Raw genomic sequence first — 21,851 nt, 5'->3', positions numbered from 1 at the left:
CTTCGCCTCAATTGTAACGCTCAGAGCTGTCCAGTCCCGTGCGATAGCCATGAATACGGGTTTCCGTCGCTGGCCAGCGTGGAGTGATATTCCGCAAGAATGGGTCATCCGTCATGTCGGCCCGGATTGATGCTATATCGTCGGCGCTCAGGCCAAGTGCAGGGCCGATAAGAGCATCAATCTTGTCCACTACAGCATCGATTGCGCTGGCGTGGTCGGACTCCCGAAACTGCTTCACCACGGCTTGGAATTTGTCGCAAGTGTCCGCATCGGGCGGGATCGGCATTTCGAGCAAGATCGAACGATCCACCATGTTCTTTGAAGTCCCCGCACGGGCTGAAAGTGCCGTTGCGAGGCCAAGCGCGGCACCTCCATCTGGAACCTTCACCCAATCAAGCAAATATTCCGAGATACGGATGTGCCAGGAATCCCCTTCAACAACCGCCTTGCAGTCGGGCGCGAGTTCGATTGCCTCAGTTCCCTTGTTCAGGCTTTCGGACCATTCCACTTTGTGGCCGGTCGTTTTCGCCGCGTTCTTGACCACTTCGCGGAAAGGCTTGAGCGGCAACTGATCCAGCGCCGCAAACATTGCCGCCTCTGTCCGGAAATGGTTCTCGCAAGCGCTGACAAGATCGCCTCGCAATGCTTCCAACTCAGCAGCCTTCTCCGAGATGGCATCGTTCCAAGGCAGCAAGCGCAGGTTCGTTGGATAGATATCACCGCGATAGGTATTCAGATACGACATCTTGGCCGCAAGAGCATAGAAATAGCGATAAATCCTTGAGACAAACAAGATGTCGAACGGGACATCGACCAAGTCCGGACGTGGTGCAAAGATCGTTGCGGTATCAGTGAAAGCAACTGTGCGAGGATCGAACGGCACCGCATTCGGGCATCGTTCAATTCGAGCTACTGCCCAAAGACGCTCAGGCAAAATGTCCATATATTCGAATAGGTAGCGATTTCGGGCCGCTGAAATGTCGATCCCTTGATCTTGTGGTTCGCCGTGAATCCCACCTGAAACAATGTTCTCGGCCTTGTAGATTGTATGTCCTTTTCCCTTGGCGGCATTTTTCTTGCGTCCCGCAAAAACAATGCCACGAGAAATCATCTCGCGATGTTCCCACCGGAAGCTGTCCATCGTCGGAGCTGTCAGCCGAACGTTGCCGCGCCCTTCGCCGGATTTCTTATACCAATATTCCTGAAAAGCTGATGACATCGGCGGGTTGAGGCGCAGCTTGTTGATGATCGTTCGGCGTTCAGGAGTGATACGGGTGACTATGCGGCCATCAGGCGTGAACAAGTCTCTATAGGCAAGTTGGGAGCCGGAAACGCTGGCGAGATCAAAGGTTGGGCGCTTCGTGCCATCGCCAAAATCAATGCAGCTCTTGTCTGCCAATTTGATGATGACCTCGTCCGGCTCCCACCGCTTCCGATTTCTATCCGACAGGCTTTGCCAAATCGCCACTCTGTCTGGCGAAGCATTCGCAAGTCGAGCATCGATCCAAGGTTGCAGCCGTGCGGCGCGGACTTGGTGGCGCAGAGCTTTGCGATCCGGCAGAGGCTCCGATCTGTCCAGCCATTTGGTGTCAAGCGGCAATCGGGGCGGTCGAGCCTCGGCAATCAGGACGATTGGCAAAACGTCGGCGTCAAACACGTTGCGCCAGATGACTTCCAAATCGACAATTTCCATGATCGTCCAGCGGCCATCGGGAGCGAACAGCCGCCGCAACTCGGCATTTTCCTTGGTCCCGCACAAGGCGAGCGGCACAACAAACCCAAGCCGTCCGGCACCTTCGCCCCACTTATTTGGGAGGCGGCACCAACCATCAAGAGCCCGGTAGATGAATAGCGCATAGAGGTTGGCCTCTGCGGAAATTCCCTTCCATTCTTCATGGTCGCTTTCGAAATACTGCTTGGTTGCCTCGTCAATCTCGCCAGAGCGTTCCGGCCTGACGTAGGGCGGATTGCCTCCGATCCCGCCATAAGCCCCGCGGTCGAGTTCAACAAAGCGCCCGTGCTGAGCGAATTCCACTCCCGGTCGAATGATGCTGTTCGCCTTGTCGCTGATTGCGATATCCGGAAATTCTTCCGCAACGATCAAGTCATCTTTGAAGCTCAGAACGTGCCAGAGAATCTGGATTTGCGCCAGGACGGCCGAAAACGTGTTTAGGTCGTTACCTGCCAATCGGGCCAGCGCCGCTACAACTTCGGAATAGGTTGCAAGCCCTTGATCGGCATCCTCGCCAACCACTTGCTGATAGCGTTCGATAAGGAATGTGCCGCTCCCGCAAGCCGGGTCCATAAACCGATCTTCCGGCTGCAACTCCAATCGATCCACGATGTAACGGGCGATTGATGGTGGCGTGTAGTATTCTCCGAATTTCTTCCGCTGTTCGCGGTCGAGGAACCTGTCATATACGCCGGTTAGAATGTCGCCTTTGACCGTAGTGAAATCGTAGCGCGATAGCTGATACATTGCCCATTCGATAGCGTTTGACAGGTTCGCGTCATTCGTCGCGAAAACCCAATCCAGCTCGGTTTCGTCAAATGCTGCCGCATAGAGCGCTTGGGCCTTTTCGTAGGCCATCTTGAGCAAGCGGGTGTATCCAAATGTGAACTTCTCTCGAAGCATCTGGAAAGCTTCAACCCCGCCATTGCAGAGGAAGCGATTGGCTCCAAAAAATCCGTGATCTTCAAAAAACCGGATAAGCAAAATACGGGCAAGAATGAGGTTCGCGGTCTCAGTCGCGAACATCTCTAATACCTTCTTTTCCTCTTTCGCGTCGTTCTCTTTGGCGTTCACCCGCGCCTTGAATTCCGGCAATCCGTCGAGCGCCAACCGGGCGATGCTTCCAGCCTTCTTGAGTTTGCGATTGAGGCGAGCAACGTCACCGCCATATGTAATTGCGAGTTCGTAATTGTCCGGCTTTGCCGTCGCGGTCAGAGTGTATGGATCGAAAGCTGCATCGGGATATTTTTCAGCGAATTCCTTCCAAGCGGTCGAAACATCGGTTGCCATGCTGAGAACAGATTGCAGCGTTCCAAGGGTAGATTCCTGCAAGTGGCTGGTGGTGGTGCGAAGGGTTTCGTAGAAATTCCGTCGCGCAACTGCGACCTGATTTTCCTGTCGCTTGGTAGCGTTCTCCGGGACTGTCAGCTTCTCGGTTGCAATGAGGCTGGTGTCGCCTTCGCGAAATGCCCGCAAGCGCTGCGGGACACCCGCAACACCGTATGACAAGCGGGCGAAGGTGTGGCGGAAATTGGCCTCATCTGCCGATGCATTCAATTCAAAGATGATATCGTTTGCGCTGTCATGCGTGGAGTTCATCACGGGACGGGCAACGATCACGGTCGGGTCGGCCATGACAAACCAAGCCGTATCTGGACGCACATATTTCGCCTTCTGCGCGAAAATCGCCTCCCGCTTGCCGGTCGTAGAAAATGCGTCGTGCTCGTCTTTGGCTTCGACAACCATCCAGTCGATTTCGAGTGACTTGCCGTTGCGGTCCACGATCCCAGACGGCGCTCGACAGGTCACATCCGGCCTTCCGGCTTCCCCGGCGATATCGATGTGAACGGAACTACGAGGATAAACTAGAATATCGCAAAATATATCACGGAGCGGACCATACATGGCCGCTTCTTGACCCTTCTTGGTTTCGCGAATTGTCCGAATTGCGACCTGAAAGGAAGTATCCGAACTTGTCTTTGGCTTCGCCACGCAATTCCCTCTTTGGCCGAACCAGCCAATTCATATTCCAAAACGACGCGAAAGCTGTGACATTCTTCTCCGCAGATTTGAATGGTCAACGCCAAGTTGGCGCGCTGCCTCCCGCCAGCCAAGCTTTTGAACCATTTGGCTAAGGCGCTGCAACTCCTGCCGTCGCTCTGCACACAGCAATTCCGCTTTTGATTGCGCAGCAGGGAGGCGCGCAAACAGGCGGCGCAATGTTGCGTCATCGAAGGTGACGTTCCCGGATATCATTGCTTGAAGCCGCCGTGCCTCAATTCCCAAGGATTTTGCGGCCCCGGCATTGCCGAGAATGAAAACAAGGTTCGCCATATCAGACCGGAGTTGCTCAATCGCGTCGGCGGCTAGGCCATAGTCGGGATCTAACTCGCTATCCGCCCCAAGCATTTGCTGCCTATCAAGTTCATTGGCTTCCTTGCCGATATGGCGAATGCCGCAGGCGTGAATGTGCCGCCGCCGGGTTGTCCCTCGCTCCACGAAATCGCCGCCCAGGAATTTGAATTCCGGGTGCAAGTGATATTGCGCTACGGCCTCGGAATAGGATTGCAGGGCATCGGCCGAAACAGGGTTGCCGCTTGCACGATCAAAGGCGGTCGCTGCCACCTTGGCCAAATCCCGGTCGAACAGTGCGACAGGTTTGGGCAGCTCCACCTTTGGCGGACGGCCTCGCCGGGGTTGAAAGAGTGCCGCCTCACCCGATTGCCAATCTCGCTTGGCGCGAAGTGCCAGTAAGAAGCCGAACGGTTTAACCTGATCGGGATAGGAGCGGTCCGCGTTGTGGCCATCGAACCAACGCAGCAAGTCCGGCGCGGTTGCTCCATAGCGACTGACTGCGGGGGCATTCATCGCCGGGTGGAAATCAAGCCGGGGCGTATCCGGCCTTGCCCCAAGCCCCGCTCTGACAATCTCGAACCACAAATCGCAATGCCAACGCTCGACACCGCTGCGCATGACCTTTTCATCGGGCGCGGGAATATCGGCAGGCGGGTTGTCGGGCCGGTAAGGCGGCAAAAGGTGGCCAAGCCCGTGTGCAGATACCTTGCGCAAGATCGGGATTCCATCGCTCGCCAGATTGAACAAAGCATATCGCTTCGATGAAATTGCCCAGCAATAGAGCGGCTCAGGCTTTCCCGATTCCAAACCGAAATTCTCGCCTTCGATTTTCAGGATCGAGCCGGGAAAGTCATAAGGATTGAGCGCAGCAAACCAGTCGGTGATTTCCTGCACCCGTTGGCCAAATTGATCGCTCGCCACTCCATCGGGCTTTGCAATCGCCATGCTGTCTGTGTCGCAGAAGGCCCATTCCAGACCTTGCGCAGCAATCAGGCTTTCGGTGATTGCCAGCATGAGCCGTGCCGCGCCTGTTATGAGTGAGCCTAGCAACGGGTGAAAATACTCACCCGGCTTTTCGGCCTTATCTGTTTCCCGTTCGAATGGATTGCCGTCATGGCCAAATATCGTGGCATCGAAACGCTTTGAATGCTTGGCCACATTGACCTGCATCCAGATGCCGTAGCTGGTGGAATTGGCGCAAATCTTGAGCGCGTGCTGTTCACCATCCAACTTGGTCCATTCGTCGCCGGTCGCACTATCCCTTCGCGCCTTGGTTGCAGCCCGCAACTCGATCACCCGCCGGAAAAAGTCTATCTCGACTGGATCGACACGGTATTGCGGATTGCCGCTGATATTGCTCGGGCAAAGCCCTGCCTGCATCGGTCCCGGCTCGAATGCGATGGCTTCCACGATCTTGGGAGCCTTGCCGGTCAACAATTTGGAAGCAATGCAATCGGCCAGGGTGAACCATTGCGGAGTTGTGGAGCTGAGATAGTTCGCGCCGATTGTCGCCATTGCATCGGCTTCATAGACCGCTCGCACTGGAAAAATGTCGCCGTCTGGTCTTACTCGCACCAGCGTTGCCAATTGCGGCCAAAGCTCAGGCGATTGCAAATCCGCCAAGGTGACATTGGCGAGAAATGCCCGCGTCTTTTGCGTTACCCTGCGCTGCCTAATGCCGCTTGCCGTCACAAAGCGCCAAAGCCCCATGAGGGTGCAGACAGTCGGATACATCGACAGGAAATCGCAGAGGATCACTTGCCGCGCTTCGCGCCTTATCCTGATTTCCGAACGCCCGCCGTAATAGCTCGACAAAATCCGGCCCAACATTTCCGGCGGAAAATGGGGCTGTAATTGCCGCCACGGGGCGATGCCCATTGCTCTGAGATAGCCTTTGCCGACGCTCGCTTCGCTATATATTTCCTCTGGCCGCAAATTGGGCAGGTCCAGCTCTGCAAGCTTTTCCAACAAGGCTGCGTAGCATTCCCAAGTGGTCTGCACATCGCGCACCGCATAATGCAGCATGGTATCAGATACCGGGCCTTCGAATTCGTCGAAATCCAGTTTGGGACTTGGCACATTCAGGGATTTGCTCAGGCTGCCCAAACTGAAATTCTGTGACAGCAGCGAAGCGGCCAAGGTGTTAATGTCCACAAAGGAGCCGCGCCGCACAGGTATCTGCATATCCCGATTGCGCTCGCCCCGGCTTTTTCGCTGGCGACGGGGCGCAGCAAAATCAATCAATGCACAGCGTCGGCTCAGGTGCTTCACCCGAATGTGCGGCCAATAATGTTTGGTCGAAAGGGTGAAGGTGAAGCCACCATACATCGAACCACGCGCAACACCGTGGCCGATGGCGAGCCGGGAAATGTCGAAAGGCAGGTTGAAACCGACAATGCGGGCGCGAAGCTGATAGGCGCGCCAGAAAATTACATCATCTACGAATTCTTCGCGGGTCCGCACAATCAGCCGGTGCCGCTTGGCAAAGGCGCGAAGGGTAACAACGTCCGCCGCTGAAATCCCTTGCGGATCGTAGAACAGCCCTGCCTCTTTCAGCTCGCCACCCTTGCGGAATTGGTAGGCTCCAAAGCGCAGCGCCTGCCCAGCATCCACGCGGGTTTCGCAATCGAAAGTGAGCGACCAATCGGATGCATCGATGCCGCGGCGCGGCTTTCTTGCTTTCGGAGCGTCGGCGTAGGCACGAATTGCAATTGGCCTGCGATCGGTAACTGGGATCATGGCTGAGTCTCCCCTGTTGCGGGCGCGGCTCGTTCGATAAGTGCCAGTCCAAATTCGGTCAGCTTCTGCAGTATCAGTTCCAGCAGGTCGGCAAGGCCGATGAGGAACAGCCCGATAGCGTGCAGCAATTGGTCGGAGCCGGGTTGAGGGTCAGGGTGATCTCTCTGATCGTCGCTCACCTTGCGGTGGCAGTTCCGGCAAATGACCACCGTATCGGGATCATGCTTGCGGCCTGCAACGTGGTGTCTTTCCAACGTCCGATAATCCGGCTCGCCACAAGTGCCGCAAATCGGATCATTGCTGCCCAGCTTTTCCAAACGCCGCTGTTTGCGAATTTCGAGTGCAAGTTCCTTGTCTGTCATGTCGCTTCTCACAGATTGAGCCGGTAGATTTCGTGAAAGACCTCGCTCCCGGCAGCAGCGAGGCGGTAAAGAGCGGAAGGGTTGGTTTCGAGCGGGTGGGATTGGCCCGTGGCATCGATGACCGACTGGCCTTCGAATGGGCGCAACTGGTCAATGTCGTTGGTGCGCAAGAAGGTGCCAACGGCGGCCAGGTGCCTGCCATTGAGCGATGATTGCTCGAAGTCCCGCAGCGTAAGTTCGACAGCTTCCCCGTTCGTGATGACGGTCATCCGGCGGCTGCGATTGTCGGTTAGCACCCACTTTCGGCCTTGCCGTTCGGCAAGCGCATTGCTGCGCAAGAAGCGCCGGAAGCGTTCGGCGGAAACACCGGCTTCGTTGGCAGCGCGGCTCTGATTGTTTGACTGGCGCAGGAGCTTCAGCGCAGCCTCTAGCTGTTCATCGCTCTTGACCCGCGTGGGTTGGATTGGCTTTTCGCCAGCTCTTGCATGGCCGCGAGCCTGCGAACGGCTCAAGCCGCGCTTGGCAGCGTTGGCAATGCGGCGCTGATACTCAGCCTTGTAATCCCGTTTTTTGGCCATCTTGGTTTCCACTCGCTGATTCGAGTGGGCCAAGGATGGTGGCGGGAGTGAGGGCTAGGCGACTGAATCAATCGGCAAAATCAGGCCGATTGCGTTTCTTCCAATTCTTGCCGAAATCGCTTCAAATGATCGCGCAATGTGCGCTGCGAAGGCGGTGCAATTCCCCATTCGCTTAATGGGTATTGGCGTTTGAATTCCAATTCGAAATCGGGATGGAGCTTTTCCGCCGATTTGCTGCAATTGCTTTTAATCTGGAAGAGCGCCGCAATTACTGTTTTGCTCTTTGGGTATGTGCTTCGCCGGCCTGCGGAAATTTTTGAGATTAGCTTTCCAAAGCTATCGCAGCCCGCCTCGTGGTTGGGAACAATGCGAATGCGCTCATAAGAATAACCCGAAACCTGCAATTTGTCGTTTCGGACAAGCTCCAATTCAGGGCGCGGCTCAAATGTGTGTTCGGGAATTCTCACAGGGCCATCGCTAACCGTTGGTGCGAGCCTAAAGCCAATTGCGGCAAACTCGCCTTCCTGAATTCGACCGAACAGGTCGGAGATCAGCAGAAATTCGTGAGCATCAATTGCCCCAATGCCGTCAGCTCCACGCCACTCGCCTACTTGATATGGATCGCCAAACTTAATTGCGGCAAACCCCAACGGCTGACCATTTTCCCAGAGTTGCAATTCGCTCATTTCGCTACCCTAGCACGCAATTGCAAATACCCTTTTAACCTTGAAATTATGACGGGAATCCGGGGATTTGTGCTATTAGGGCCAATGCTTCAGGAAACCGAAATTCGCCCGAATGAAATTGCCGATGAATGGGCAATTCGCTCAGAATTATGGATGGCCAAAGCCGCCAAGCCACACCGCAAACGGAAACGGCGCGAACGCAATTTCCGGCCATTGATTCTGACCGGCCACGGCACCACTTTGCGAATTGAAAAAGGCTCATTGCTAATCAAGCAGGGCTTTAGCCATTACCCGCAAAAGGCAGAGCAATTCCGCTATTTCAAAGGCGATTTGGAATTGCCGAAATTGATCCTGCTACTGGACGGAACCGGCTCAATCTCATTTGATGTGCTGGGATGGCTTGCCGAGCAAGGTGTTGCACTCGCCAGAGTTCAATGGAGCGGTGATCCGGTCGTCTATGCATCCGGCGCAGGCTTCATTGGCAATCCCGAAAACCTGCAATGGCAATACAAAACGCAATCCAATGAACAATTGCGTTTGGAATTTGCCCGAAAGCTGATTTGCGACAAAGTCCGCAATAGCCTTGTGACCCTGCGAAACCACGTTCCCGATAGCCCTTATCGGGAAAACGCAATTGCCAAAGCCAATGAGACATTGGCCATCCTCCCCGATTGTCCGCTAACTGAAATGAATGACATTCGCTCAATCGAAGGGGAATGCGCCGCCCGCTATTTCGCGGCTTGGAAGCCAATCGAATTGCAATGGAAGGCAGAAGGCCGTTACCCAATTCCCGACACATGGCGGCAATACCGGGCGCGCAGCTCAATTCTCACAGGCCGGAAAGCCCGAAATTGGAAAGCCTCGCACCCTATCAATGCAATGCTCAATTACGCCTATTCCGTGCGATTGGCGCAATTGCAGGTCCAAGCCGTAATTGATGGCTATGACCCTTTCGCCGGGATCATGCACCATTATCGCCGCGAGGTTCCGGCCTATGCCTATGACGTGATTGAGCCGGAGCGGCCAAAGGTCGATGCTGCCATTCTGGCATTCGCCCAAAAGCATACGTTTTCGGGCGCCGATTTCATTTTGCGAAAGGATGGAGTTTGCAGGTTGTCGCCTCAGTTGGCGCGTGCGGTGGCAAGCGTCATATGTTGATAGCTCATTCTTAGCCCAAGAGCTTTGGCAATTCTGAAATCATTTTTGTCTAAACTCTACATCGAATGGCGTAGCGGCTTGCTGCGTGCTCGAAATTCGGTTTCTTGATGGGAGCGAAGCATGATTTTCAGCCTTATATTACTGGCAGTGATGGCTGCGATAGCGACGTTCGCACTGGTTTTTGTGCTCAATATTGTTGGTCTTCCTGGGGCACTTATCGCTCGCAATGAGCCGCGTGCAAGTAGCCTAAAATGGTGGATTGGGTTCTTGATTGCGACCATTGGCCAATATTATCTCGCTGCGTCTTACGTCGCCTTTGTGGTCAATTGGACAAAACTAGGCATCGAGCATCAAGACCTGAACGCTTGGCTGTTTTGGCCTCTTGCCTTTCTTGCCAGTGTTCTCCCGCTGACCGCGACTTACAAGGCGGCGTTGCGGGAAGCGAGAGAACATAACAGTTCAAATGTCTCACTAGACGCCCTCGGCTGGGCAACATTGTTGGCTATACCGAGCTTCTTCGTCTTTCTCTTTTTCCCGCAATTTTTGAGCGCAGCTTTTTCGTGGGTCCCCTACATAGACTAACCATTACGAAGGCTGTTGATTTGGAATAGCAGGACACAAGCGATGATCTATTTGCTAGCAGCAATCTTAATTGTTCTTCTGGTTGGATTGGGTTTCACAGTCGCAATCCTCTACGATATTCGCGCCAACCAAAATCGCGAGGCTGCGCTAGTGCAATATCTGCATTCTGTCTTTGGCGAGCCAATTGAGGGAGATGCAGCGCGGCTGATGTCCGACTTGCGGGAATTCCACAGGGACATTCGGCAGGGTTTTTACCCCAACCTTAGGCGCGATGACTGGTATCCTAAGAAGGCTGACATTGCGCGATGGGAAGCAAGGGAAATGCGACAAGCCTATTGTGACGATTGAGCCGCTGCTACTGGCGCAAGGTCAGATACAGTCACCCCAAATAGAAAAAGGAGAGCCAACCGTGTGGTCAGCTCCCCGCATTTCTGTGTCGATCGCATTACCCCCCCGCCGAGGCGGGGGAGCGTATTCGTCAATTCATTATCACCGTCACCGCGCGACGGTTCTGCGCCCAGGCGGCTTCGTTGGAACCGAGCGCCTTGGGCCGTTCCTTGCCATAGCTGACCGTGGCCAGACGCGCGGCGGGAATGCCGAGGCTGATGAGGTAGTTCTTAGCGGCATTGGCGCGGCGTTCGCCGAGCGCGAGGTTGTAGTCGCGCGTTCCGCGTTCGTCGGCGTGACCTTCGATCGTGGCGCGGGCATTGGGATACTGCCCCATGTACTGCGCCTGCTGCTGCAAAGCAGCGGCATCCGAACTGTCGATGTTGTAGCGATCCGTGTCGAAATAGATCGTGTCCTGACCCTGCATGACCGACGCGAAGTGCGCCTGCGTACCGGGAACAGGGCCTGTCGGCGTGGTCGGCGTGGGCGTGGCGTCGGTCTGCTCAGGCGCGGGCGGAAGTTCTTCGGGCGCCTTCTTAGCGCAGGCAGCGAGCGCGAGGCCCGACGCGGCCAGGATCAGCGTGGTGGTGTGCAGTCTCATCGGCATTCTCCCTTTCGAGAATTGAGAGGATCGGAGAGATGTGAGCCCCGTCCCCCGGTTGTCATGGTGTCAACGCACTTACGGCAGAACCGGTCCCCAGGCAGGGTCGGAGCCGTCGACCGGGGTCTGCAACCGCCGCTCGTTCCGGCCGGTCAGATCGACCTGCCAGATAGCGGTGTTGCCAGAATTGCGCGCCGTGCGGAAGAACTGCACGATCCGGCCATTGGGGGACCAAGTCGGCGCTTCGTCCTGCCAGCTGTTGGTGAGGTAGCGCAGGCCGCCGCCGCCCGGCCCCATCACCGCGATGCGGAAATTGCCGGCCATGTGCGTGAAGGCGATCTGGTCGCCGCGCGGGCTCCATTCCGGCGTGGCGCAGCGCCCGCCGAAGAAGCTGATGCGGCGCTGGTTCGATCCGTCCGCATCCATCACATAGCACTGCTGGCTGCCGGAACGGTCGCTCTCGAACACGATCCGGCGACCATCGGGCGAATAGCTGCCGCCGACGTCGATGCCGGGGCTGTCGGTCAACCGCACGGCGTCGCCGCCGGTCGAGGGGACACGGTAGACATCGGTATTGCCCGACACGGCCATCGAATAGAGGATGTAGCGCCCGTCCGGCGACCAGCGCGGTGCGAAGGTCGGGTTGGAGTTCTGCGCCACCAGCGTCTGCTTCCCGCTGCCGACGTCATAGACATAGATGCGCGGATTGCCGTTCAGATAGCTGAGATAGACGATCTTCGAATAGTCGGGCGAATAGCGCGGGGTGAGCGCGGTCGACTGCCCGTTGGTGATGAAGCGGTGGTTCGCCCCGTCGCTGTCCATGATCGCCAGCCGCTTCGTGCGGTTATCCTTCGGCCCGGTCTCCGCGATATACGCGATCTTGGAATCGAAGAACGGGCTTTCCCCGGAGAGGCGCGAGTAGACGAGGTCGGCGCATTTGTGTGCGGCGCGGCGCCAGTCGGCGGCGGCAACCTTCCACCCGGCGCGCGCCAGTTCGTTCTGCAAAGCGACGTCGTAGAGGTAACACCCGACGGTCAGCTGTCCGCCACTGTCCGCCTGGACGTAGCCTTGTACCAGCATCTCTGCCGAGCGGCCGCTCCACACGCCCCAACTGGGCGCGGAGATCTGCGCATAGGTCGGGCGCGGCAGCGGGTCGGGGCCGGTCGGCTTGAACAGCCCGTTGTTCTTGAGATCGTTGAAGATAACCCGCGACAGTTCCAGCCCCAGGGCGGCCGTACCGCTGGAATTGGCAGGCGTGGGCACATTGGCGTTGGTCGCGAATGCCGGGATTGCGATGCCGAGGTCTTCCCAGTCGGCATCGTCGGTAATCTCGATCGCCTGCTCCTCTTCCACCGGCGAGGCCGTGGGTGCAGTCTGGTCGATGGAGATGTCCTGCGCCAGCACCGGCAAGGGTGCGGCAAACAGCAGGAGTGCGGCGGAAAACAGTTTCATGGGCGGGTCAGCCTTTCTTGAAGCTCAATGGGGGCAGGCTCTTCCAGTGTTCGTAATCTTCAGGCGGCAGCTTGAAGGGCGCCGCCAACTGGACGGCGCGGATGGCCTCTTCCGCGTGACGTTCCGCCTGCGCGCGGTTGCTGTCGTCGATGCCCGATTGCGAACGTACGGTGGGCGCGCGGGCGAGACTGCCATCGGATTTCAGCTCGACATTGAGCACGGTGACGAGCCTGTCGGTGTTGACGCCCTGGGGCACCCTGCCCTGCCAGTGCGGTTTCACCTGTCGCAGGACCGACTGCGCGAAGGATGCGCGCAGCTGCCCGATATTGCGCGCGGGATTGCCGTTGTTGTTCGACCGGCTCGAGCCTGCACCCTCGAGGAAGTCAGAGCCGATCTCGCTCGCTCCACCGGATCGGGGAGCGGGCGTCGGCGTCGGCCGCGGCGTCGCGCGCGGTGCAGGCGCAGGCGTGGCTCGCGGTGTCGGGCGCGGCGTGGGCGCAGGCGTGGCTCGCGGTGTCGGGCGCGGCGTGGGCGCAGGGGTCGGCCGGGGCGTCGGGCGTTGCACGGCGCGCGGCGTGGGCGTTGGCGTTGGCGCAGGCGTGACGCGGGGTGTCGGGGTGGGTGTCGGCAACGGGACCGGAGCAGGCTCCAGAATGCTCTCGGAAGGCGGTGCGGGCGTCTCGGCATAAACCGGCGCTTGCGCCGCTTGCGGCTGCGCGGAGGGGTCTGGCGACGTGGATTCCAGCGCGACCTCGTCCGCCAGGCTCACGCTCATCCGTTCGGGCACAGGAATGGTCTTGACCTCGCTCATCGCCTGCCACGCCAGCAGCGCGGCCAGCGCCACGTGCGACACGACGGCGGCGCCGAGGCCGATGCGTTCTTCCCGTTCGAGATGCGCGAAATTCAACGCCATTGTCCCACGGCTATGGCGCGGTAACTGAACTGTTGGTGACCAGCGAGATCTGGCGGCAACCCGCGCGGTTGAGCTCGCCCATCACGGCAATCACTCGCCCGTAATCGAGCGCGCGGTCGGCGCGCAGCGTGATCAGCGGCGCATTGTCACCCTCGCACCCGGCATTGGCGATCGCATCGGGAAAGCCGCCGATGTCGATCAGCGCGTCGTCGAGGTAGATGAAACCTTCGCTGTCGATCGAAACCTGGATCTGGTCCTGTTCCTGCGCCAGCGCCTCTGCGCGGCTGTCCGGCAGGTCGACCGGCACGCCAGCGGTCAGCAGCGGCGCGGTGACCATGAAGATGATCAGCAGCACCAGCATCACGTCTACCAGCGGCGTGACGTTGATCTCTGCCATCGGCGCGCGCCGGGTCGAACGACCCGCACGGCCCGATTTCATGACGCCCATCGCCATTACAGGGCTTCCAGCTGGCGGCTGAGCGCGCCGTGCATCCGGTCGGCAAAGCGCTGCAACCGCGCTTCGTAGCTGTTCACCGAATGGCTGAAGCGGTTGTAGGCGATGACTGCCGGGATGGCGGCGAACAGGCCGATGGCGGTGGCGAACAGCGCCTCCGAAATGCCCGGTGCGACCACGGCCAGCGAAGAATTCTGCTGCGCGCCGATCTGGAAAAAGCTGTTCATGATCCCCCACACCGTGCCGAACAGTCCCACGAAGGGCGCGACCGAGCCGGTGGTGGCGAGGAAGTTGAGGCGCGAGGCAAGCGTGTCCGCTTCCTGCGCGACCTGGCTTTCCATGGCGACCGCCAGCCGCTGGCGCAGACCGTCGCGGTCCTGCACGCCCTTGCGGGTCGAGCGCTTCCATTCGCCCATGCCGGCAGCGGCGACGCGGCCCGACGGTGTTTCTGCCGAGCGGCGGTTGCCCTGGAGCGCGTCGAAGTCCTCCGCTTCCCAGAACTCGCGTTCATACGCGTCGCTCGTTCGGCGCAGGCGGCCCATCCGCATTCCGAACCCGAGGATGATCATCCAGGTCCAGATGCTGGCCAGCAGCAGGCCGACCATAACGACCTGCACGACGATATCGGCGTCGAGAAACAATCGCACCGGGTCCAGCCGGGTCGGGGCAGCACCGGCAGCGGCGAGGATGGAAAGAGGGGTCATGCAGGGGTTTCCGTGAGTATGGACTGGAAGGCTTCGCGCCACGCGGCAGGCTGTTTGCGCGGGCGACCGTCGGGCGCGACGAAGCCGACGCGCAGGCTCGCTTCGCACAGCAGGTCGTCACCGCGAAGCGCGCGCTGGTGCATTTCGCAACTCGCCGCGCCCATCCGGGTGCAACGCGTCTCGATCAGCACATCGTCGTCGAGCTTCGCCGGACGGCGAAAGCCGAGGTGAATGTCGGCGACGGCATAGGCACCCTCGCCCGCTTCCACGGCGGCGCGCTGGTCGATGCCGAGCAGGCGGAGCAGGTCCGATCGCGCGCGTTCGAACCAGCGCAGATAGTTCGCGTGATAGGTCACGCCGGAAAGGTCGGTATCCTCGTAATACACCCGCACCGCGTAGCGATGCAGCGCGCCGTCGAGCGTGCCGGAGGGTGGCTGAGGGAGATTAACCATCGTCGCAGCGCATCTAGCGGGCCGCAGACTCGCTGCATAGCGCGATCTGACGGAGCGACTCAGCCGATCGACAAGCTGCCTCGCCCTATCGCGCGAGCATGGGGCCGAGTGGCTTTCCGGCGAAGATATGCACGTGCAGATGCGGCACTTCCTGGTGACCGTCGTGCCCGATATTGGCGAGCAGGCGATAGCCCGGCTCGACCACGCCCGCCTCGCGCGCGACATGACCGACCGCGCGCACGAAACCCGCGATTTCCTCCGCGCTGGCGCTGGCCGAGAAATCGTCCCAGCTGACATAGGCGCCCTTCGGGATCACCAGGATATGCGTGGGCGCCTGGGGGTTGATGTCGGGGAAGGCGTAGGCCCATTCGTCTTCGTAGATCGCGGTCGACGGGATTTCCTTGCGAAGAATCTTCGCGAAGATGTTCTGGTCGTCGTAGGGCGCGGTGGCGTCGATCGGCATAGTGCGCGCCGCTACCAGTTGCGGGAGGCTTTTTCGACCAGCCCCGACTTGTTCTCGCGCTTTTCGAGTTCCTTCAGCACTTTTTCGAAAGGGACTTCGCGCGCTTCGAGCATCATCATCAGGTGGAACAGCAGATCTGCGGATTCGCCGATCAGTTCCTTCTTGGTCCCGGCGACGGCGGCGATGACCGCCTCGGTCGCTTCCTCGCCCACCTTTTGCGCGATCTTTTCGATCCCGCGCTGGTTCATCTTGGCGACATAGCTTTGCTTCGGCGAGGCACTGCGCCGTTCGATGATCGTGTTTTCGAGCCGTTCGAGCGTGTTCATGCGCGAAAGATGGAGGTCCACCCGATTCGCGTCAACGCAATTAGGCTTGGCACCGCATTACGGACTCAAGGACGGCGCGCGAAGTGCCGTCCGATGACCAGCCCCACGAAGCCCATCGCCGCGAGCGCTAGGTTGGAAGGTTCGGGCACGCTTACCGCTTCCCCCGCCGCAGCGGCAGGAACGGAAATTATCAGGAATGCAATCGCAACGGCGTAGCGCATGAAAATACCCTTCAGGCCCGGCGCCTTGGCAGGGTGGGCGGATGACGCAACGCAGCATGGCCGATCGTCCCTCTGCGGGACGGAGCGTCAGGCGCTCCTTGCCGGAAGCCCGGCGGCGCGCAGCGCGTCGTGCGCCTGTGCGATGGTGTGGGTGCCGAAGTGGAAGATGCTGGCCGCCAGCACGGCGCTGGCATGGCCCTTGGCGACACCGTCGACCAGATGCTGGAGATTACCGACACCGCCGCTGGCGACCACGGGAATGCTGACGCGGTCCGCGATGGCGCGCGTGAGTTCGAGATCGTAACCCGCCTGCGTCCCGTCCCCGTCCATCGAGGTGACGAGCAGCTCGCCCGCACCCAGTTCTGCGATCTTTACGGCATATTCTACGGCGTCGATGCCCGTTTCCCGGCGGCCGCCGTGGGTGAAGATTTCCCACTTCCCGTCCGCCACCCGGCGCGCATCCACGCTGGCGACCACGCACTGGCTGCCGAACTTCTCCGCGATTTCGCGCACCAGGTCTGGCCGGGCCACGGCGGCGGAGTTGATCGCGACCTTGTCCGCCCCCGCCAGCAGCAGCGCGCGGGCATCCTCCACGCTGCGAACCCCGCCGCCCACGGTCAGCGGCATGAAGCACACTGCCGCCGTGCGCCGCACGATGTCGAGCAACGTCCCGCGCCCTTCGTGGCTGGCGGAAATGTCGAGGAAGCACAGCTCATCCGCCCCGGCAGCGTCATAGGCCTGCGCCTGCTCCACCGGATCGCCAGCGTCCTTCAGGTCGACGAAGTTCACACCCTTCACCACGCGCCCATCAGCAACGTCGAGACAGGGGATGACGCGGATGCGGACGGTCATTTCGAGAGCGCCCAGATAACGATGCAGTACGCCAACACGGAATTCAAAACCATCTGGGCCACGATGAGGCTCCAGAAAACAATAGGCTTCTTGGTGCGCTCTATAACGCCGAAACGACCCGAGCGCGTATCAATTGAGCCTGAACCGATCGTTTGAATGACGCCTATCGAGAGAAGGGCTGTCATCACCAAAACAAAGGCGGCAGGCACGAGGGTCATGCTTTATTGGCCATCGCCAGCGCCGCAGCGAGGTCGAGCCGCCCTTCGTACAGGGCCCGCCCTGTAATCACGCCCTCGATCCCTTCATTTGCGTGCAGCGAGAGGACGTGAATATCGTCCAGCCCCTTCACACCGCCGCTGGCGATCACCGGCAGGTCGGTCTGGCGCGCCAGTTCCACCGTTGCGTCGATGTTGCAGCCTTTCAGCAACCCGTCGCGGCCGATGTCGGTGAACAGCAGGCTGGCGACGCCCGCGTCCTCGAACCGGCGGGCCATGTCGGCCACGGGCACGTCGGACACTTCCGCCCAGCCTTCGGTCGCGACCATGCCGTCCTTGGCGTCCACCGCGACGACGATGCCGTTTTCCCATTCGCGCGCCATGGCCCTGACGAAATCCGGGTCTTTCAGCGCAGCCGAGCCGATCACCACCCGCGCCACGCCGAGGTTGAACCACCCCTCCACCGCCGCCGCGTCGCGGATTCCGCCGCCAAGCTGCACATGGCCCGGAAAGCGCGCCACGATGGCTTCCACCGCCTCGCGATTGCGGCTTTCGCCAGCAAAGGCGCCGTCGAGATCGACCACGTGGAGGTGCTCCGCCCCCGCATCGGCAAAGATCATCGCCTGCGCCGCCGGGTCGTCGCCATAGACGGTGGCACGGTCCATGTCGCCCTCTGCCAGGCGCACGACCTCGCCGCCCTTCAAGTCGATGGCGGGGAAGACGATCATCGGGGACTCCAATCGAGAAAGCGGGAGAGCAATTCCAGCCCGTAGCGCTGGCTCTTTTCCGGGTGGAACTGCACGCCGAGGATATTGTCGCGCGCCACTGCGGCCACCACGCCGCCGCCGTGATCGGTCATCGCGGCGATGTCGCGCCCATGGTCGGGTACGAAGTGATAGGAGTGGAGGAAATATGCCTCCCCTTCCTCGATCAGCTCGCTGCCGTCGCCGTGATGGGCGTGCAGCACGTCGTTCCAGCCCATGTGCGGGACTTTGATAGCGGGGTCGATCGGTTCGAGAATGCGAATCTCGCCCGGAATCCAGTCCAGTCCGGCAGTCGTGCCGTGCTCCAGCCCATGCGTCGCCAGCAATTGCATTCCGACACAAATGCCGAGGAATGGCGCGCCGCCGACGAACACGCGCTCGTGCATGGCCTCGATCACGCCGGGAACGGCGCGAAGTCCTTCCGCACAGGCGCGGAAGCTGCCGACGCCGGGCAGGACGATGCGGTCTGCTGCGCGGATCACCGACGGATCGGCGGTCACCGACACCTCGGCGCCGACGGTCCTCAGCGCGTTCTCTACCGAGTGGAGATTGCCCGCGCCGTAATCGACGAGAGCGACGATCTCAGCCATCGTTCTTGCGTCCCGCACGCCCATCCGCGCGCGCGGTCCTCACCAGACGGGCGGCCAGTCGCCTTTGCGGCACGCACCGATCAGCCACCCAGCTGGCCCTTCGTGCTCGGGATCGCGCCGCCCTTGCGCGGGTCGAGTTCGACCGCCGCTCGCATGGCGCGCGCAAAGCCCTTGTACAGCGCTTCGCAAATGTGGTGATTGTTGGTGCCGTAGAGCAGCTCGCAATGCAGGGTGATGCCGGCGCTCTGGCTGACCGAATGGAACCAGTGCTCGATCAGCTCGGTGTCCCATTCGCCCAGTTTTTCCTGCGTGAACTTGGCCTTCCACACGAGGTAGGGCCGTCCGGAGATGTCCAGCGCCACGCGGGCCAGCGTTTCGTCCATCGGCGAATAGGCGCTGCCGTAACGACCGATGCCGCCCTTGTCGCCCAGCGCCTCGGCAATCGCCTGGCCGAGCGCGATGGCGCTGTCTTCGGTGGTGTGATGCTGGTCGACGTGAAGGTCGCCGTCGACCCTCATCGTCACGTCGATCAGCGAATGGCGGCTGAACTGTTCGACCATGTGATCGAGAAAGCCGATTCCCGTCGCCACGTCATAGGTGCCCGTACCGTCAAGATCGACCTCGACGAGAATCTTCGTTTCCGCGGTGTTCCGCTCTATCCGTCCGCTGCGCATGGCCCAGCGCTATAGGCCGCTGGCGGCATGAATCAATCGGGCCAAAGCCTGCCCCTGCCAAAGCTGGGCTTTGTGGATGAGGTCAGCAAATTGGCTTGACCGGCGCGGGTGCAAGCGTAACCGTTTGATCACTATGAGCGACGACACCCCCGACAGCCTGATCCCCTACGACGAAATCGTGCAGGAGGCGCTGCGCGCGGTGGTCGGCCGCGTATTGGGCGAGATCGAGGCGTCGGGCAGCGAACTGCCCGGCAACCACCATTTCTACATCACCTTCAAGACCGGCGCGACCGGCGTATCGATCCCCGATCACCTGCGCGAACGCTTCCCGGACGAAATGACCATCGTTCTGCAGAACAAGTTCTGGGACCTCGACGTGCGCGAGGATGGCTTCACCGTCGGCCTCAGCTTCAACCAGATTCCGGCGAAGCTCGAAATTCCCTACGCGGCGATCACGGCCTTCGTCGATCCGGCAGTCGATTTCGGCCTGCAGTTCCAGGCCTCGGCCGACGAAGTGCCCCCGGCCCCGCACGACGATGCGGAAAACGACACGCCGGGCGACTCGGAACAGGGTGCAGGCTCGCCCGTTGCCAAGAGTGACGATGGTTCCAACGTGGTAACCGTCGATTTCGGTCGCAAGAAGTAAGCCGCGCTGTTCGGGCGCCTGCTACACATGGCGCGGCACGACAGGGGGCAGCAGATGGCAAGACGGCGCAAGCTGAAATCACCGCAGGAAAAGGGCGCGGACCTCGTCGCCGGTGCGCGCCACAAGGTGACGGACGATGACCGCGACGTACCCGGTCCCAGCCCGAATCCCGCCACCAACCTGATAATGGCCGACATCATCATGCGCGCCGGATCCTATGTCCTGCGCGACGCGGTGGAGCGTGGCTTCCTCAAGGGGCGCTATGGCAAGGATACGGCAAAGAACATCGTCAACGCGCGCAAGCCGGTCCATCGGCTGACGTCCTTCGCCGCGGCCAAGGTCGCAACGCGGTCCGTGCCCGGCGCCATCGTCGTCGGCGGCGCCATCCTCGCCAAGAACCTGCTCGACCGCAGTCAGCGCCTGCGAAAGGCGAAGCGCGAAGGTGACCGCGAACTGCTGGAACAGGCAAAAAGCGCCGAGGACACTTGATTTTGCTGGTCGGCCTGCGCCAACAGCGCCCATGGCCGACCCGCAGCAATCCCTGACCCCGCCGAATCTCGCCCGGCGCGGGCTCATGTTCATTCTTTCCTCGCCTTCGGGCGCTGGCAAGACGACCATTTCGCGAATGCTGCTGACGGCAGACGACGACATCGAACTGTCGGTATCGGCCACCACCCGGCCCAAGCGCCCCGGCGAGATCGACGGGATCGACTACCACTTCGTCAGCGACGACAAGTTCAGCCAGTGGGTCGACCAGGACGGCTTCTATGAATGGGCCGAGGTTTTCGGCAATCGCTACGGCACGCCCAAGGGCTATATCCGCAAAGGACTGAAGGAAGGCCGCGACTTCCTGTTCGACATCGACTGGCAGGGCACGCAGCAGCTCTACCAGAAAGACCAGCAGGACGTGGTCAGCGTATTCATCCTGCCCCCCAGCCTTGCCGAATTGCGCCGCCGGCTGGAAAGCCGCGCGACCGACAGCGAGGACGTGATCGACCGGCGCATGGACCGCGCGCGGGGCGAAATCAGCCACTGGGCGGAATATGATTACGTGGTGGTCAACGACGATATCGACGAATGTTTCGTCAAGGTGCGCGAGATCCTGCACGCAGAGCGGATGAAGCGCACCCGCCAGACCGGCCTCATTCCCTTCGTGCGCGAGCTGATGGGCGGCTGATGGCGCACCGGGCGGAGACATTGACCGAGCGCGAGGCGCAGGTCCTGCGTCTCCTGCTGGCCGGTCACACCGCCAAATCGACGGCGCGCGAGCTGGATCTGTCCGTCCACACGGTCAACGACTACTTGCGGGAAGCCCGCAAGAAACTTGGGGTCGGCAGCAGCAAGGAGGCCGCCCGCGCCCTCGCGCAATACGAAGGATCGCCCCCCAATTCGCTTGGCCCTGCGCAAATCGGGAATGCGCCTGCCGAGGCTCCTCAGCACAATGCAGCCTCCACCCACGAAGGCCGGACAGGATTGCCCCGGCCGTGGGTTATCGGAGGATTTGCCATGATTGCCACCGCCATAATCGCCCTCGCCATGATGGGCGGCACCCCAAACGTGACGCCCGCATCCCATCCCGCGCCTGCGGTCGCACAGGACACCCGGGCAAAGGCAGAGCGGCTGGCCCGCGATTGGATCGCTCTCGTCGATGCCGGTCAGTGGGCAAAAAGCTGGGAACAGGCGGGTCCCACTTTTCGTGATGCCGTGACCGCCAAGCAATGGGGCGCGCAGGTGGAACCGGTGCGCAAGCCGCTCGGCGCGGTGGTTTCGCGCCAGCTGAAGGCCGTCACGCCCTATAACGAGCTGCCTGGCGCACCCTCCGGCGATTATCTGGTCGTCCAGTTCGACACCAATTACGCCGCGGCACCCGGCGCGGTGGAAACCATCGTGCTGGAAAAGACCGGCAGCGGTTGGGGCGTGACCGGCTATTTCATCAAGTAACCGC

26 protein-coding genes are annotated in these 21,851 nt (G+C 60.2%); 7 read left to right on the top strand and 19 right to left on the bottom strand.

Going from position 1 to position 21,851, the window contains the following annotated elements; all coding sequences use genetic code 11:
- Nucleotides 1-7 precede the first annotated feature (7 nt).
- The 5 genes from ACXYN8_RS02545 to ACXYN8_RS02525 form a co-directional block, all read right to left on the bottom strand.
- Nucleotides 8-3,724: an N-6 DNA methylase gene (locus tag ACXYN8_RS02545; RefSeq protein ID WP_458887731.1), complete on the bottom strand. Its 3,717-nt coding sequence runs from the start codon at nt 3,722-3,724 to the stop codon at nt 8-10.
- A 30-nt stretch (nt 3,725-3,754) separates the two neighbouring features.
- Nucleotides 3,755-6,826 (bottom strand): hypothetical protein, encoded by a 3,072-nt coding sequence (locus tag ACXYN8_RS02540; protein WP_458887730.1) that lies wholly within the window; start codon nt 6,824-6,826, stop codon nt 3,755-3,757.
- On the bottom strand, nt 6,823-7,188 hold the full coding sequence (locus ACXYN8_RS02535) for an HNH endonuclease signature motif containing protein (RefSeq protein ID WP_458887729.1): 366 nt from the start codon (nt 7,186-7,188) through the stop codon (nt 6,823-6,825). The genes ACXYN8_RS02540 and ACXYN8_RS02535 overlap by 4 nt, the downstream gene beginning before the upstream one ends.
- A gap of 8 nt (nt 7,189-7,196) precedes the next feature.
- Nucleotides 7,197-7,766: a hypothetical protein gene (locus tag ACXYN8_RS02530; RefSeq protein WP_458887728.1), complete on the bottom strand. Its 570-nt coding sequence runs from the start codon at nt 7,764-7,766 to the stop codon at nt 7,197-7,199.
- 80 nt (nt 7,767-7,846) lie between these two features.
- Nucleotides 7,847-8,452 carry a hypothetical protein gene (locus ACXYN8_RS02525; RefSeq protein WP_458887727.1) on the bottom strand — a complete coding sequence of 202 codons (606 nt, stop codon included), beginning with the start codon at nt 8,450-8,452 and terminating at the stop codon, nt 7,847-7,849.
- Nucleotides 8,453-8,536: 84 nt separating this feature from the next.
- On the opposite strand from ACXYN8_RS02525, the gene cas1 reads away from it, so the two are divergent.
- From cas1 to ACXYN8_RS02510, 3 genes are all read left to right on the top strand, one after another.
- Entirely contained in the window at nt 8,537-9,610 is a 1,074-nt protein-coding gene (gene cas1 / locus ACXYN8_RS02520) for a CRISPR-associated endonuclease Cas1 (protein WP_458887726.1), read from the top strand.
- 120 nt (nt 9,611-9,730) lie between these two features.
- Nucleotides 9,731-10,192 (top strand): hypothetical protein, encoded by a 462-nt coding sequence (locus ACXYN8_RS02515; protein ID WP_458887725.1) that lies wholly within the window; start codon nt 9,731-9,733, stop codon nt 10,190-10,192.
- Nucleotides 10,193-10,234: 42 nt separating this feature from the next.
- The gene (locus tag ACXYN8_RS02510; RefSeq protein WP_458887724.1) at nt 10,235-10,540 is read left to right on the top strand and encodes a hypothetical protein; all 306 of its coding nucleotides are present in this window, start codon (nt 10,235-10,237) and stop codon (nt 10,538-10,540) included.
- Nucleotides 10,541-10,670: 130 nt separating this feature from the next.
- On the opposite strand, the gene pal is transcribed toward ACXYN8_RS02510, so the two are convergent.
- The 14 genes from pal to hisB all read right to left on the bottom strand — a co-directional run bounded on the left by pal (nt 10,671) and on the right by hisB (nt 19,260).
- A complete protein-coding gene (gene pal, locus ACXYN8_RS02505; protein ID WP_458887723.1) occupies nt 10,671-11,180 on the bottom strand; it encodes a peptidoglycan-associated lipoprotein Pal in 510 nt (169 codons plus the stop codon).
- A 78-nt stretch (nt 11,181-11,258) separates the two neighbouring features.
- Nucleotides 11,259-12,632 (bottom strand): Tol-Pal system beta propeller repeat protein TolB, encoded by a 1,374-nt coding sequence (tolB, locus tag ACXYN8_RS02500; RefSeq protein WP_458887721.1) that lies wholly within the window; start codon nt 12,630-12,632, stop codon nt 11,259-11,261.
- A gap of 7 nt (nt 12,633-12,639) precedes the next feature.
- Entirely contained in the window at nt 12,640-13,545 is a 906-nt protein-coding gene (locus ACXYN8_RS02495; RefSeq protein WP_458887720.1) for an energy transducer TonB, read from the bottom strand.
- A 10-nt stretch (nt 13,546-13,555) separates the two neighbouring features.
- Entirely contained in the window at nt 13,556-13,999 is a 444-nt protein-coding gene (locus ACXYN8_RS02490; RefSeq protein WP_458887719.1) for an ExbD/TolR family protein, read from the bottom strand.
- The gene (tolQ, locus tag ACXYN8_RS02485) at nt 13,999-14,703 is read right to left on the bottom strand and encodes a protein TolQ (RefSeq protein ID WP_458887718.1); all 705 of its coding nucleotides are present in this window, start codon (nt 14,701-14,703) and stop codon (nt 13,999-14,001) included. Before tolQ ends, ACXYN8_RS02490 begins: the two co-directional genes overlap by 1 nt.
- Nucleotides 14,700-15,155: a YbgC/FadM family acyl-CoA thioesterase gene (locus tag ACXYN8_RS02480; protein ID WP_458887717.1), complete on the bottom strand. Its 456-nt coding sequence runs from the start codon at nt 15,153-15,155 to the stop codon at nt 14,700-14,702. Before ACXYN8_RS02480 ends, tolQ begins: the two co-directional genes overlap by 4 nt.
- Before the next feature lie 85 nt (nt 15,156-15,240).
- A complete protein-coding gene (locus ACXYN8_RS02475) occupies nt 15,241-15,618 on the bottom strand; it encodes a histidine triad nucleotide-binding protein (protein ID WP_458887715.1) in 378 nt (125 codons plus the stop codon).
- An 11-nt stretch (nt 15,619-15,629) separates the two neighbouring features.
- A complete protein-coding gene (locus ACXYN8_RS02470) occupies nt 15,630-15,944 on the bottom strand; it encodes a phosphoribosyl-ATP diphosphatase (protein WP_458887714.1) in 315 nt (104 codons plus the stop codon).
- 65 nt (nt 15,945-16,009) lie between these two features.
- Nucleotides 16,010-16,165 carry a PEP-CTERM sorting domain-containing protein gene (locus ACXYN8_RS02465; RefSeq protein ID WP_458887713.1) on the bottom strand — a complete coding sequence of 52 codons (156 nt, stop codon included), beginning with the start codon at nt 16,163-16,165 and terminating at the stop codon, nt 16,010-16,012.
- Between the two features lie 87 nt (nt 16,166-16,252).
- Entirely contained in the window at nt 16,253-17,017 is a 765-nt protein-coding gene (gene hisF, locus ACXYN8_RS02460) for an imidazole glycerol phosphate synthase subunit HisF (protein ID WP_458887712.1), read from the bottom strand.
- On the bottom strand, nt 17,014-17,235 hold the full coding sequence (locus tag ACXYN8_RS02455) for a hypothetical protein (RefSeq protein WP_458887711.1): 222 nt from the start codon (nt 17,233-17,235) through the stop codon (nt 17,014-17,016). The genes hisF and ACXYN8_RS02455 overlap by 4 nt, the downstream gene beginning before the upstream one ends.
- Complete coding sequence (gene hisA / locus ACXYN8_RS02450; RefSeq protein ID WP_458887710.1) at nt 17,232-17,960, bottom strand: 1-(5-phosphoribosyl)-5-[(5-phosphoribosylamino)methylideneamino]imidazole-4-carboxamide isomerase; 729 nt, start codon at nt 17,958-17,960, stop codon at nt 17,232-17,234. Before hisA ends, ACXYN8_RS02455 begins: the two co-directional genes overlap by 4 nt.
- Entirely contained in the window at nt 17,957-18,586 is a 630-nt protein-coding gene (hisH, locus tag ACXYN8_RS02445) for an imidazole glycerol phosphate synthase subunit HisH (protein ID WP_458887709.1), read from the bottom strand. Before hisH ends, hisA begins: the two co-directional genes overlap by 4 nt.
- A gap of 80 nt (nt 18,587-18,666) precedes the next feature.
- A complete protein-coding gene (gene hisB / locus ACXYN8_RS02440) occupies nt 18,667-19,260 on the bottom strand; it encodes an imidazoleglycerol-phosphate dehydratase HisB (RefSeq protein ID WP_458887708.1) in 594 nt (197 codons plus the stop codon).
- Between the two features lie 133 nt (nt 19,261-19,393).
- Here hisB and ACXYN8_RS02435 point away from each other — a divergent pair, with 133 nt between their 5' ends.
- Genes ACXYN8_RS02435 through ACXYN8_RS02420 form a run of 4 tightly spaced genes read left to right on the top strand, consistent with a single transcriptional unit; the run spans nt 19,394 to nt 21,847 of the window.
- Nucleotides 19,394-19,906 (top strand): SspB family protein, encoded by a 513-nt coding sequence (locus ACXYN8_RS02435; protein ID WP_458887707.1) that lies wholly within the window; start codon nt 19,394-19,396, stop codon nt 19,904-19,906.
- Between the two features lie 54 nt (nt 19,907-19,960).
- Nucleotides 19,961-20,395 (top strand): hypothetical protein, encoded by a 435-nt coding sequence (locus tag ACXYN8_RS02430; protein WP_458887706.1) that lies wholly within the window; start codon nt 19,961-19,963, stop codon nt 20,393-20,395.
- A 31-nt stretch (nt 20,396-20,426) separates the two neighbouring features.
- Complete coding sequence (gmk, locus tag ACXYN8_RS02425; RefSeq protein ID WP_458887705.1) at nt 20,427-21,083, top strand: guanylate kinase; 657 nt, start codon at nt 20,427-20,429, stop codon at nt 21,081-21,083.
- Entirely contained in the window at nt 21,083-21,847 is a 765-nt protein-coding gene (locus ACXYN8_RS02420; protein ID WP_458887704.1) for a helix-turn-helix domain-containing protein, read from the top strand. The genes gmk and ACXYN8_RS02420 overlap by 1 nt, the downstream gene beginning before the upstream one ends.
- Nucleotides 21,848-21,851: the final 4 nt, after the last annotated feature.

It is taken from the genome of Altererythrobacter sp. CAU 1778 (genome assembly GCF_054482795.1).
Note: the sequence above shows the minus strand (reverse complement) of the source record. Positions and strands in the feature narration are given on the sequence as shown.